The sequence below is a fragment of the Streptomyces bungoensis genome (genome assembly GCF_001514215.1).
Classification (GTDB): domain Bacteria; phylum Actinomycetota; class Actinomycetes; order Streptomycetales; family Streptomycetaceae; genus Streptomyces; species Streptomyces bungoensis.
The window spans coordinates 146,173-158,998 of the sequence record NZ_KQ948861.1 but is presented as its reverse complement, the minus strand read 5'-3'; the positions used below and the strand labels follow the sequence as shown (position 1 = coordinate 158,998).

Here is a 12,826-nt window from a genome sequence, read left to right as displayed (position 1 = left end):
GTATGCCCGAACTGCCCGAGGTGGAAGCGCTGAAGGACTTCCTCGCCGAGCACCTGGCCGGCCGCCGGGTCGCGCGGGTGCTGCCGGTCGCCGTCAGCGTCCTGAAGACCTACGACCCGCCGGTCACCGCCGTCGAGGGCAGCGAGATCACCGCCGTGCGCCGGTACGGCAAGTTCCTCGCCCTGGAGACGAGCGGCGGCCTGCACCTGGTGACCCACCTGGCCCGGGCCGGCTGGCTGCAGTGGCGGGACCGGCTGCCCGACGGGCCGCCCCGCCCCGGCAAGGGCCCGCTGGCGCTGCGCGTGGCCCTGGACACCGGCGAGGGCTTCGACCTCACCGAGGCCGGCACCCAGAAACGCCTCGCCGTGTATCTCGTCCGCGATCCGCTGGAGGTTCCGGGCGTCGCCCGGCTCGGCCCCGACCCGCTCGCCGCGGACTTCGGCGAGGAGCGCCTCGCGGCCCTGCTGGAGGGGGAGAGGCGGCAGCTCAAGGGCGCCCTGCGGGACCAGTCCCTGATCGCGGGGGTGGGCAACGCCTACAGCGACGAGATCCTGCACGCCGCGAGGATGTCCCCGTTCAAGCTCGCAGCCTCCCTCACACCGGAGGAGGTCCGGCGGCTCCACGAGGCGCTGCGCACCACCCTCACCGAGGCGGTCGAGCGGTCCCGGGGCCTTGCCGCGGGGCGGCTGAAGGCGGAGAAGAAGAGCGGGCTGCGGGTCCACGGCCGCACCGGTGAGCCCTGCCCGGTCTGCGGCGACACCGTCCGAGAGGTGTCCTTCGCCGACTCCTCGCTCCAGTACTGCCCCACGTGCCAGACGGGCGGCAAACCCCTCGCCGACCGCAGGCTGTCACGGCTGCTGAAGTGAGCCCGCGCCCCCTTCGGGAAGCCACTGGTGCCGCTCAGCGGGGGCTGAGCGACACCAGTGGCTTCCCGTCCGCGGTGCGTACGTCGTAGCGGGCGATCTGGTCGGGATGCATGGTCGAGGCGGCCGCCGTCATGGTCGTCGCGGCGTCGTGGCCGCTCACGGTCCAGCCGCTGACGACCTGCTCCGACCCGTCACGGCCCACGATCACGAACCGGCAGGAGTGGGGACCGGAGGCGTCCTTGACCTCCAGGCGCATCCGGCTGCCCGAGTCGCCGTCCTCGGTGGTCACCCGCGCCCACACCCCGGTGCCGGGGTCGGTCGCCGCGGTGACCCGCCCGGCCGGCGCCGGCCCCGCGGCGTGGAGCACCAGTCCGGGTCCGGCCACGGCCAGCACCACCGAGGCGGCCAGGCCGTACAGCACCCGGCGGCGCCGCGCCCGGTGCCGCAGGGTGATCTCGCCGAGCAGCCGGTCCAGCAGCCGGGGACCGGGCTTGGCCATGGGGTGCACGAAGCGCGGCGTGGCCCGGCGGTACAGCATCAGCTGCCGCGCGGTGGGACCGAACTCGGTCACCTGTGCCGCGCACCGGGGGCACTCCATGAGGTGGTCCTCGAAGCGGAAGGCCTCCGCCTCGTCCAGCACGCCGAGCGCGTACGCGCCGACGTCGCGATGCCTTTCCAGGGACCTCATGCCGAATCCTCGTGCCGATGGGTGCGGGTGGGGTTACTCCTTGCTCCCACCCGTACGCAGCCGACCACCGAATCACTCAAGGCGCACACCGAATCGTGACCTAGGGATTCGGAGCGGTCCGGCCCGCGGATTGGTCCGATTTCCAGAAAATCTCAGAGCGGCTGAACACGCCGCACGAGCGGCGCGTTAAAGGACCTCAGAACAGGTGGATGGCCAGGTGCCCCAAGGGCAGCCCGAGCCGCCACGCGGGCGTCCACACCTTCGGCCCGTCGTCCTCGCCGAGCACCGCCCCGCCGCCCGGCACCGCGTCCAGGTCGGGCGCGAGCAGCTCGGTCTCCTCCAGCCACCGCCAGGCCTCGGCGGCCAGCGCCAGGTCCGGCGAGGGCGCCGCGGCGGCGGCCTCCTCGGCGGCCAGCTCCGCCATCCGCTCGCCCACCCAGTCCTGCCACGGCTGGTCGTACGCCGTCAGCGACAGCCAGTGCTCCAGCTGCGAGACCACCCGGATGCCGGACAGCTCCCCGTCGGTGTCCGACAGGAAGACGGTCAGCGCCAGGGCGTCCCGGCCGGCCCGGAACTCGAAGGAGGTCGGCGGCATCAGGTCGCCGGTGCGCAGCAGCTCGTCGGCGATGTACTCGGCGTAGAACCAGGCCATGGGAACGGCCCGTTCGCCGCCGCCGATGCCCTCCGTGCCCTCGTGCCCTCTGTACTGCATCCCTTCCTGCCTTCCTCCGGTGCGTGCGCGTCGCCCGAACCCCCGGGACCCGGTCCCGTCCGGAACGCGGATGAGGACAGCTGATTGCCCCGACGGGGGTCACAGCAAGGCGCTTTGCGAAGGCTTTGCCCGGTCGTGGGTTTCACCGCAGGTCGGCCGCGTATCCGGGGAGGACCCGGCGCAGGGCACGCAGCGCGTAGTACGCGCGGGACTTCACGGTACCGGGCGGGATCCCGAGGGCTTCCGCGGCCTCCGCCACACTGGCCCCGCGGAAGTACACCAGCACCAGGACGTCACGGTGCTCCGGCGTGAGCCTCTTCACAGCCTCCCGTACGTCGAGCACGGCGGCGGCCCGCTCGGCGTGGTCGGCGGTCACCCGCGCGTTCTCGGGCACCTCGGCGCCGATCTCCGGCGGACGCGCCTGCCGGGCCCGCCGGGCGTCGATCGCGAGTCGCCGGCCGACGGTCAGCAGCCAGGGCCGTACGGAGTCGAAGTCGTCCGCGTGCAGGGCCTCCGGGTGCTGCCAGGCGCGCACCAGGGTCTCCTGCACCAGATCCTCGGCGCGCTGCCGGTCCCCGTCGCTCAGCCGGAGCAGCAGCGCGAAGAGGGGACCGCCGTGCTCGCGCTGGAGGGCGGCCAGCTCGTGCTCGGCGGTCGTCGTCGTCCCGGGGGGAAATGAGGTTCCGGCCGTCATGGCCGTATGGCAGCGCAGGCCGCGGCCCGGGGACAGGGCACGCGCACGGCTCTGCGGCGGACGGTCCGATCGGGGCGGCGAACGGTCGCACGACCCGGCCGCGGCCGCCCGCCGACGGCGCCGGACGGGCTAATTCGGGTGCCCGGGCCGTTTGCGCGGGGGGCAGGTTTCATACCCATATGCCCATCGAGGTTCTGTCGGTAAATACGACGTCCGTACGTACGACGATCCTGGGGTGAGCAGATGATCGCACGCAGACACCAGGTGGCGCTGGCCCTGACGGCGATCCTGGCGGCCGCGGCCGCCTGCCACAACCAGGAGCGCCAGGAGGCCGCCGGCCCGGGCCGCCCGGCGCCGCCCGTCGTCCGCGACTTCACCCTCGTCGCCACCGGCGACGTCGTGCCGAACGGCTCCGTCGCCGACCGGGCGGCCTTCGACGCCCGCGGCGGCGGCCACGACTTCCGCCCGATGCTCTCCGGCGTCGCGGGGACCGTCCGCCGCGCCGACGTGGCGCTGTGCCACATGGAGAGCGTCTACGCCGGCCCCGGAGCGCCCGCCGGCCGCAGCGGCGCCCTGTCCCCGCCGCAGATCGCCGACGGCCTCGCCGCGGCCGGTTACGACAGCTGCTCCACCGCCTCCGAACACGCCCTGGACGACGGCCCCGCCGGCGTCCGGCGCACCCTCGACGCCATGGACCGGGCCGGCCTGCGGCACGCCGGAACCGCCCGCACCGAGGCCGAGGCCCACGCGGTCACGCTCCTCCAGGCGGGCCCGGCCAGGGTCGCGCACCTGTCGTACGCCTTCGGCACCGGCGGCCACCCGCTGCCCACGGGACAGCCCTGGGCCGTCAACCTGCTGGACGCCGGCCGGATCGTCTCCGACGCCCGCGCCGCCCGGCTCGCCGGAGCCGACGTGGTCGTGGTCTCGGTGCACTGGGGGACCGCGTGGCAGGACGCCCCCGACCAGCTGCAGACCACCCTCGCCCGGCGCCTGACCGCCTCGCGGACCAACGGCCGCCCCGACATCGACCTGATCCTGGGCTCCCACGCCCACGTTCCGCAGCCCTACGAGAAGGTCAACGGCACCTGGGTGGTCTACGGACTCGGCGACCAGATCGCCGGCGAGATGTACGACGACCGGGGCGTGCAGGACCCGCGCGGCAACGAGTCCACCATCGCCCGCTTCACGTTCACCCGGCCCACCCGCCCCGGCGGCCGCTGGGAGGTACGCCGGGCCGAGTTCGTCCCGCAGATGTACGACCTCGACGCCGGCCGCGTCCTCGACCTGAACCGGGCGATCGCCCAGGGCGCGGACCTGCAGGGGGTGCGCGACCGCATCGGCGGCGTCGTCCTCGGCCGGGGCGCCGCGACGGACGGGCTGGTCATGGGGGACTGACCCGCCCGCCGCCGCTCACTCCACGGGCCGCCGCTCCGCCAGGGCGGAGTGCCGGTAGGAGTACCCGGCGTAGATCACGCTGCCGATCACGAACCACACCGCGAACCGCACCCAGGTCTGCCACTGCAGGAAGGTGATCAGCCAGACCGAGAAGACCACCCCCAGCGCGGGCACGAACGGCATCCACGGGGTGCGGAAGGTGCGCGGCAGGTCCGGTTGCCGGTAGCGCAGCACGATCACCGCCGTGCACACCACCACGAACGCCAGCAGGATGCCGATGTTGGTCAGCTCCGCCGCCTCCGCGATCGGGATGAACCCGGCGATGACGGCCGAGGTCGCGCCGACGATCCAGGTCACCCGGGTCGGCACGTGCCGGGTCGGGTGCGTGCGGGCGAACCAGGACGGCAGCAGCCCGTCCCGGGACATCGAGAACCACACCCGGGTCACCCCCAGCATGAACGTGAACATCACCGTGAGGATGCCGATGATCGCGCCCACCGCGATCACGTCCGCCAGCCCGCTCAGGCCCACCGACTTGAACGCCGTCGAGAAGCCGCTCTCGGGGTCGATGTGCCGGTAGTTCTGCATGCCGGTCAGCACCAGGCAGGCCGCCACGTACAGCACCATCGAGATGGCCAGCGAGTAGATGATCGCCTTCGGCATGTGCCGCTGGGCGTCCTTCGACTCCTCGGCCGCCGTGGACATGGCGTCGTAGCCGAACACCGCGAAGAACACCGTGGCCGCGCCCGTGAACGCCCCGCTGATGCCGAACGGGAAGAACGGGTGGTAGTTGCCGGTGTCGATGTGGAGCACCCCCACGCCGATCACCAGCAGCACCACCAGCACCTTCAGCGCGACCACGAACGTCTCGAAGCGGGCCGCGCTGCGGATGCCGAGGTTGAGCAGCCAGGCGATCAGCAGGCACAGGACCACGGCGAACAGGTCGACCCGGTGCCCGGGCCCGGTGCCGGGCGCGCCCAGCATCCAGGCGGGCAGCTTGGCGCCCATCTCCTCCACCAGGAAGCCGAAGTAGCCCGAGATGCCGATGGCCACCACGGCGACGATCGCCGTGTACTCCAGCAGCAGGTCCCAGCCGATGAACCAGCCCGCGAACTCGCCCAGCACCGCGTAGCCGTACGTGTAGGCCGACCCCGCCTTCGGGATCAGCCCGGCGAACTCGGCGTACGACAGCGCGGCGCAGGCGCTCGCGAGACCGGCGATCAGGAAGGACACCAGCACCGCGGGCCCGGCCGTGCCGTTGGCCACCGTGCCGGCCAGGGTGAAGATGCCCGCGCCGATGATCCCGCCCACGCCGATCGCGGTGAGCTGCCACATGCCGAGCGACCGCTCGAGCCGAGCGCCTCCGCCCCCGCCGACCTCCGTCTCCTCGATGTGCTCGATGGGTTTGCGGCGGAGAATCCCTTCACCCGCGCGGAGCTTGGCCATGTGCCTCACCTCTTCGCCTACGGCAAACGGCTGATGGCGGATCATGATGTCCCAGGCCCACCACGGACGGAAGACGCCACGCACGGCTCGGGGCGGTGTCCGGGCAGGGGCGGGGGCCGGGTGCGCCGGGTGCGCGGTGGCCGCCTCACGGACCGTGCGGAGGGGGACGGACGGAGCGGGGCCGGTCAGCGGGATCCGCCGCAGGCCGTCCCCGGCGGAGCCGGCGGCCGGCCTCCGGAACGGCCGCGCATCCGCCACCGCGGCGAAGGTGCGCAGGTCCCTTCGGATCCACGCCGCCATCGTAGTCCGCCCGCTCGCAACCCTTGGTTGCGGCTCATCCGCCTCCGGCCTCGGCGCACCGGTGATCCCGGGCCCACCGGCCGGCCGAGCCCTAGGGCACGACCGTCACCGGCCACCGTCCCGCCTTCACCAGCCGTACCGCCACCGAGCCGATGATGCGGTGCCCGGCCTGCTCCGAGGCGCCCACGACCACCGCGTCCGCCTTCAGTTCGTCGGCCGCCTTCACCAGGCCGTTGTAGGGGTCGCCGCGGAAGGTGTGGAACTCCCAGCGGACCTCGAATATCCCCTTGAGCCGCTCGGCGGACTCCCGGATGTACGTGATCAGGTCCTCCGCGATCTCGTCGGTCGTCTCCGCCACCGGCGCCCCCAGCGCCGCCCCGGCCGCCAGCACCGGCTGCACGTACACCACGGCCAGCAGGGCGCGCTGCCGGCGCGCCAGTCCGGCCGCGTACGCGGCGGCCCGCAGCGAGGAGTCGGACCCGTCGACCCCGACCACGACGACCTTCGGCCCGTCCGTGCCCCGCTCGAACCGGTGTGCGTGCTGCTCGTGCTGTTCCGTCACGTCCCGAGGCTATCGGAACGGCCAACTCCGGCCGGGGTGCGGGTGAGGGCCCACGGGACGGTGCCCGGCCGGCCGCTCGACGGGCGGGCCGCCCCCGCGCTTCCTAGAGTCGGAACCATGACTGCCACCGCCGAGGCCGCCCGCGGGGACGCCGCGGGCGGGATACGCCCGGGCGCCGGTGGACGCCTCGGCTGGGTGCCCGAGGCCTTCGCGACCCTGTTCGCCGCGCTCGGCCTGCTGTGCGCCCTGCTCGACCTCGTCGCCCCGCTGCGCGTCCTGCTCCGCCCGGTGGTCCGCGCCGTCGACCTGCTGCTGGTCCCCGTCAGCGCCAACCTCGCCTACGCCGTCTTCCTGTTCCTGCTGGCCGGCGCCACCGCCGCCCGCAAGAGGATCGCCTGGTGGCTGGTCGTCGTCTACCTCTCCCTGGTCGTGCTGGACGACGTCCTCGGCGTCCTGCTCGGCCTGTACGCGCAGTCGCTGCCCTCGATGGTGCTGTGCGCGCTGCTGCTGGCCCTGCTGGTCGTCGCCCGGGGCGAGTTCTACGCCGCCTCCCGCCGCGGCGCGGTGTGGCGGGCGCTGGCCGTGCTGGTCGCCGGGCTCGTCGTGGCCGTCCTGCTCGGCTGGGGCCTGGTCATGATGTTCCCGGGCACCCTGCCCGAGGGGCAGCACCTGGCCTGGGCCGCCGACCGGGTGTGCGGAGGACTCGTCTCCAACAGTTCCTTCGACGGCCGCCCGCCCCGCCCGGTCACCTTCCTGCTCGGCCTCTTCGGCGCGCTCGCCCTGCTGAACGCCGCCGCCGCGCTGTTCCGTTCACAGCGCCTGGAGGCCGCCCTGCACGACGACGAGGAGGCCCACGTCCGCGCCCTGCTGCGCGGGTACGGCGACCGGGACTCGCTCGGCTACTTCGCCACCCGCCGCGACAAGGCCGTCGTCTTCTCCCCGAGCGGCAAGGCCGCCGTCGCCTACCGCGTCGAGGCCGGCGTCTGCCTGGCCGGCGGCGACCCCGTCGGCGACCCCGAGGCCTGGCCGCACGCCATCGCCGCATGGCTGGACGCGGCCCGCCGCCACGCCTGGGCGCCCGCGGTGATGGGCGCCTCCGAGGACGGCGCCCGCGCCTACGCCCGCGCCGGACTCGGCGCCCTCCAGCTCGGCGACGAGGCGATCCTGCACGTCCCCGGCTTCGACCTGGACGGCCGGGACATGCGCGTCACCCGCCAGGCCGTGCACCGCGTCCGCCGCACCGGCGCCACCTGCCGCATCCGCCGCCACGCCACGCTCTCCGAGCACGAGATGGAGGAGATCGTCCGCAAGGCCGACGCCTGGCGCGACACCGAGACCGAGCGCGGCTTCTCCATGGCCCTGGACCGGCTCGGCGACCCCGCCGACGGCGACTGCCTGCTCGTGGAGGCGCTCGGCGACGGCGGCCGGCTCCTCGCGCTGCTCTCCTTCGTGCCCTGGGGAGGCGACGGCATCTCCCTGGACCTGATGCGCCGTGACCGCACCGCCCCCAACGGGGTCATGGAGTTCATGGTCGCCGAACTGTGCGCGGCCGCGCCCAAACTGGGCGTGCACCGGATCTCGCTGAACTTCGCCGTCTTCCGCTCGGCCTTCGAGGAGGGCGCCCGCATCGGCGCCGGCCCCGTGCTCCGGCTCTGGCGCCGCCTGCTGCTGTTCCTCTCCCGCTGGTGGCAGCTGGAGGCCCTGTACCGCTCCAACGCCAAGTACCACCCGGAGTGGTACCCGCGCTTCCTTTGCTACGCCGACGCCGCCTCCCTGGCTCGCATCGGCCTCGCCTCCGGCATCGCCGAGGGATTCGTCGCCGTACCTTCCCTGCGCAAACTCCGCGGAAAGGGGCACCCGAGAACCGGGCAGCGGCCTGTCACCACGCAGGGTCTGCCGGCCCCGGCGGCGCTCGGCCTCGACGGAGGGGACCAGACCGGGCCCGCCGCCCCGGACGCGGACCTGCCGGACCAGGTCCGCGTCCGGCACCGCACCCTCGGCCGGCTGCGCGCCACCGGCACCGACCCCTACCCGGTCGGCGTCCCCGCCCCCACCCACGCCCTCGCCGCCGTCCCCCGGGGACAGGACGTCACCGTGGCCGGCCGCGTCATGCTGGTCCGCGACTTCGGCGGCCTCGTCTTCGCCGTGCTGCGCGACTGGTCCGGCGACCACCAGCTCGCCCTCACCCGTGACACCTGCCCGGCCGCGCTCGCCCGCTTCCGCGCCGACACCGACATCGGCGACCAGATCACGGCCACCGGCCGCGCCGGCCTCAGCGACCGGGGCGAGCCCACCGTGTTCGTCACCTCCTGGCAGCTGACCGGCAAGTGCCTGCGCCCGCTGCCCGACAAGCGCCGCGGCCTCACCGACCCCGAGGCCCGGGTCCGCCACCGCCACCTCGACCTGGTCACCAGGCCCGACGCCCGCCAGGTCGTACGCGCCCGGTCGGCCGCCGTGCAGGCTCTGCGCCAGGGCCTGCTGGACCGCGGGTACCTGGAGGTCGAGACCCCGGTGCTCCAGCAGATCCACGGCGGCGCCAACGCCCGCCCCTTCACCACCCACAGCAACGCCTACGACCTCGACCTGCACCTGCGCATCGCCCCCGAGCTGTACCTCAAACGGCTCTGCGTCGGCGGCCTGGAGAAGGTCTTCGAGCTGGGCCGCACCTTCCGCAACGAGGGCGTCTCCTACAAGCACAACCCCGAGTTCACCATGCTGGAGGCCTACCAGGCCTACGCCGACTACGAGGTGATGCTCGACCTCGCCCGCGAGCTGATCCAGGCCGCCGCGACCGCCGCGTTCGGCGCCCCCGTCGCCCGCAAGGACGGCCGGGAGTACGACATCTCCGGGACCTGGCCGGTCAAGACGGTCCACGGCGCGCTCTCCGAGGTGCTGGAGGAGGAGATCGGCCCCGGCACCGAACTGCTGCGGCTCCACCGGCTGTGCGACCGCACGGGCGTGCCGTACACCGCCGACGACGGCCCCGGGGACGTCGTCCTGGAGATGTACGAGCGGCTGGTGGAGGTGCGCACCGGGGTACCCACCTTCTACAAGGACTTCCCGACCGGCGTCTCGCCGCTCACCCGGCAGCACCGCGCCGACCCCCGGCTCGCCGAACGCTGGGACCTCGTCGCCTTCGGCACCGAGCTCGGCACCGCCTACTCCGAGCTGACCGACCCCGTCGAACAGCGCCGCCGCCTCACCGCGCAGTCCCTGCTGGCCGCGGGCGGCGACCCGGAGGCCATGGAACTCGACGAGGACTTCCTCGACGCCCTCGAGTACGCGATGCCCCCGACCGGCGGCCTGGGCCTCGGCGTCGACCGCCTCGTCATGTTCCTCACCGGCCTGACCATCCGCGAGACCCTGCCGTTCCCCCTGGTTCGCCGGCGCTAGAGTCCGCGTGCCCCTGGGCGTTACGCCGATCGGGTGTATTCCCGCCGCCGCACCGGTGCCGTTGTGGTGCGCCGGAGGTCTGCCGGGCGACTGATGAGTCATGCAGAAGGATCAGTTGTTCACACGGCGCCGGATGCTGCTGGCCGGTGCCGCCCTGGGGGCCGCGGGGACCGCGGGAGCCGTACTGGCGGTCGGCGGTGACGAGCCGGCCCGCACCGCCGCCCCGGTCGCCGGACCGCAGGCCCGGCAGGCGCTGAAGTCCTCGGCCTTCCGGCTCCAGCCACTCACCGGTTACGGCCCCCCGCGGGCCGCGCCCCGCAAGCTGAAGACCCGTCACGAACCCATCATGAGCATCTCCGGGCGCGGCCGGCACATGATGCTGACGTTCGACGACGGCCCGAACCCGGAGTACACCCCGCACATCCTGGACACCCTGGCCCGGTACGACGTGCGCGCGATGTTCTTCGTGTGCGGCGAGTGCGTCGTCGAGAACCGGGAGCTGCTGGCCCGGATGGCCGACGACGGCCATGTCGTCGGCAACCACACCTGGACGCATCCGCTGCTGACGACTCTCGACCGCAAGGAGATCCGCTCGGAGATGGAGCGGACCAGCGACGCCATCGAGGACTCCTACGGGGAGCGCCCGCAGTGGTTCCGCGCCCCCTACGGCGCCTGGAACCGGGCCGCGTTCCAGCTCGGCGCCGAGATGGGCATGGAGCCGATGGCCTGGACCGTCGACAGCCGCGACTGGACCACCCCGGGCGAGGGCGTCATCGTCGACCGCATCGAGAACGGCGCCGCCCCCGGCGTCGTGGTGCTCTCCCACGACGCCGGGGGCGACCGTTCGCAGACCGTCCGCGCGATCCGCGAATGGCTGCCCCACCTGCTCGACTCCGGCTACCACTTCACCGTGCCGCGCCGCCGTCCGTCCTGACGGATTCCGCGGCACCCTGTTCATCGGCTTCGGGTCCGCCCGGTGACGGCGTCTCAGGCCACCGTCGCCAGGCGGGCGAAGACGACCACGTTCCCGTCGTAGCCGTTCTGCTTCGAGAAGCCCCCGCCGCAGGTGATCACGCGCAGCTCCGGGGTGCCCTTCGAGCGGTAGACCCGGTCGCCGGGGAAGTCGGCCTTCGCGAAGAGCTCGACGCCGTAGATCTCGAACACCGCGGTCCGCCCGTCCTTGCGCAGGACCTCGACGCGGTTTCCCTTCTTCAGCGCCCCGAGCCCGTAGAACACGGCCGGCCCCTGCTTGTTGTCGACGTGCCCGACGACGACCGCGGTGCCCTTCTCGCCGGGCGAGACCGCGCCGGTGAACCAGCCCGCCAGATTGGCGTCGTCCGGCGGCGGGGCACCGACCCAGCCGTTCGTGTCCAGCCCCACGGGGACGACGGGCGCGTCCACCTGGATCGCGGGAATCCGGACCCGGTCCGGCTGGGAGAACGGCAGCGGGGCGGCCGCGGTCGGGCCGGTGGTGGCGCGGCTGTCCGGCGCGGCGGCCGACGCCGGCCGCGGCGGACCGACGTCGAACTCCCCCGAGCCGTTGCGCAGGAGAGCGAGACCGGTCAGCAGGAGCAGCGCTATCACCCCCCACGGCGCGCGCTTCCTCCGCAGCTCCTCCTCTTCGGCCCACTCGGCCGACTCGAACGCGTACATTCGCCTTCCCCTCTCGACGCCGCCTCACCTCGTCCCTCGCCCTGGGAAAACGCTAAGTCCCGCGCGGGTGGCGGGCGACGCAGGCGGCGGGCGAACGGGTGGCCCGGCGGCCCTCGGGTGCGCCATCCGAGTTGCAGCATGAAGGGAATTTCTGACGGTCCGTGACCTGCAGCAATATCTGATTGTGTGCTTTTCTCGCGGCGTGTCCGCTCACCAGGACGGACCATTCTCGACATGCGGGCGTGTTCCGCGCGCCGGAGTGTCGTGTCAGGAGGTGCTTCCTCGCCGATCGACCCGGGTACGGGACCCGGGGTGCCTCCCGCGGAGGATCACATGCGAAACCAACGTGCCCTGGCGGTCGCGTGCACCGCGTTCGCGGTGCTCGGGCTCGCCGCCGTCCCCGTGGCCGTCGCCGACGGCCTGGGTGCCGGGGGCGGCCCGTCGGACACCACCGGCAACGGGGGAGTGGCGGCCGTGCCCGGCACCGGCGCCGTCAACGGCGGCCTTCCGGGGATCGGGGCCCTGCCCGGAGGCGGCAACTTCCCCGGCAACGGGAACTTCTTCGGGAACGGTCCCGGGAACGGCAACTTCCCCGGCAACTGGAACTTCCCGGGGAACGGGAACGCCCGCTTCAACGGCAACATGAACGGCAATTTCAACGGTTTCTTCAACGGCCACATCCAGGGAAACATCGGCGGCGGCCGGGGCGACTTCGACAACGGTCCGTTCAACAACGGCCCCGGGAACAACGGGCTCGGCAACGGGCGAGGCAACCTCGGAAACGGAAACGGAAACGGAAACGGAAACGGACACGGAAACGGAGACGGAAACAACGGCCTCGGCAACGAGCACGGCAACATCGGCCGCAACAGCGGCGGAGGGGACCACGGCAACGCCCGGCAGTGGCCCTCCGGCGGCGTCCAGGGAGGCCTCGGCGGCAGCATCACCGACGGGGCCTCGCCCACCGACATGGCCATCGGCGGCACACTCGTGGCCGCCGCGATCGGCAGCGGTGTGTTCTGGCTGCGCCGGCGCAACGAGAAGCGGATCTGACCGGGTTGGCCCCCCTGCCGCCCGGCGGGCGCCGAACGCGTGGCAGGCCGTCGCCCCCGCCCCT

11 protein-coding genes are annotated in these 12,826 nt (G+C 73.3%); 5 read left to right on the top strand and 6 right to left on the bottom strand.

Features of this window, described 5'->3' with window-relative positions; all coding sequences use genetic code 11:
• Positions 1-2 precede the first annotated feature (2 nt).
• Positions 3-866, top strand: coding sequence for an Fpg/Nei family DNA glycosylase (locus tag AQJ66_RS22270; protein WP_061925111.1), 864 nt, complete (start codon positions 3-5; stop codon positions 864-866).
• Between the two features lie 34 nt (positions 867-900).
• Here AQJ66_RS22270 and AQJ66_RS22265 read toward each other — a convergent pair whose 3' ends face one another.
• The 3 genes from AQJ66_RS22265 to AQJ66_RS22255 form a co-directional block, all read right to left on the bottom strand.
• Positions 901-1,554, bottom strand: coding sequence for a zf-HC2 domain-containing protein (locus tag AQJ66_RS22265; RefSeq protein ID WP_061925100.1), 654 nt, complete (start codon positions 1,552-1,554; stop codon positions 901-903).
• 196 nt (positions 1,555-1,750) lie between these two features.
• Positions 1,751-2,266 carry a hypothetical protein gene (locus AQJ66_RS22260; RefSeq protein ID WP_061925097.1) on the bottom strand — a complete coding sequence of 172 codons (516 nt, stop codon included), beginning with the start codon at positions 2,264-2,266 and terminating at the stop codon, positions 1,751-1,753.
• A 142-nt stretch (positions 2,267-2,408) separates the two neighbouring features.
• A complete protein-coding gene (locus tag AQJ66_RS22255) occupies positions 2,409-2,960 on the bottom strand; it encodes a sigma-70 family RNA polymerase sigma factor (protein WP_061925095.1) in 552 nt (183 codons plus the stop codon).
• Positions 2,961-3,203: 243 nt separating this feature from the next.
• Here AQJ66_RS22255 and AQJ66_RS22250 point away from each other — a divergent pair, with 243 nt between their 5' ends.
• On the top strand, positions 3,204-4,355 hold the full coding sequence (locus AQJ66_RS22250) for a CapA family protein (RefSeq protein ID WP_061925092.1): 1,152 nt from the start codon (positions 3,204-3,206) through the stop codon (positions 4,353-4,355).
• A 15-nt stretch (positions 4,356-4,370) separates the two neighbouring features.
• Here AQJ66_RS22250 and AQJ66_RS22245 read toward each other — a convergent pair whose 3' ends face one another.
• Entirely contained in the window at positions 4,371-5,801 is a 1,431-nt protein-coding gene (locus tag AQJ66_RS22245) for an amino acid permease (RefSeq protein WP_061925341.1), read from the bottom strand.
• 391 nt (positions 5,802-6,192) lie between these two features.
• Complete coding sequence (locus tag AQJ66_RS22240) at positions 6,193-6,663, bottom strand: universal stress protein (protein ID WP_061925089.1); 471 nt, start codon at positions 6,661-6,663, stop codon at positions 6,193-6,195.
• 117 nt (positions 6,664-6,780) lie between these two features.
• On the opposite strand from AQJ66_RS22240, the gene lysX reads away from it, so the two are divergent.
• Positions 6,781-10,056 carry a bifunctional lysylphosphatidylglycerol synthetase/lysine--tRNA ligase LysX gene (lysX, locus tag AQJ66_RS22235; RefSeq protein WP_061925086.1) on the top strand — a complete coding sequence of 1,092 codons (3,276 nt, stop codon included), beginning with the start codon at positions 6,781-6,783 and terminating at the stop codon, positions 10,054-10,056.
• Between the two features lie 100 nt (positions 10,057-10,156).
• The gene (locus tag AQJ66_RS22230; RefSeq protein WP_061925082.1) at positions 10,157-10,990 is read left to right on the top strand and encodes a polysaccharide deacetylase family protein; all 834 of its coding nucleotides are present in this window, start codon (positions 10,157-10,159) and stop codon (positions 10,988-10,990) included.
• 53 nt (positions 10,991-11,043) lie between these two features.
• On the opposite strand, the gene AQJ66_RS22225 is transcribed toward AQJ66_RS22230, so the two are convergent.
• Positions 11,044-11,709 (bottom strand): class F sortase, encoded by a 666-nt coding sequence (locus AQJ66_RS22225; RefSeq protein WP_061925079.1) that lies wholly within the window; start codon positions 11,707-11,709, stop codon positions 11,044-11,046.
• 333 nt (positions 11,710-12,042) lie between these two features.
• On the opposite strand from AQJ66_RS22225, the gene AQJ66_RS22220 reads away from it, so the two are divergent.
• On the top strand, positions 12,043-12,762 hold the full coding sequence (locus AQJ66_RS22220) for a hypothetical protein (RefSeq protein WP_061925076.1): 720 nt from the start codon (positions 12,043-12,045) through the stop codon (positions 12,760-12,762).
• Positions 12,763-12,826 lie beyond the last annotated feature (64 nt).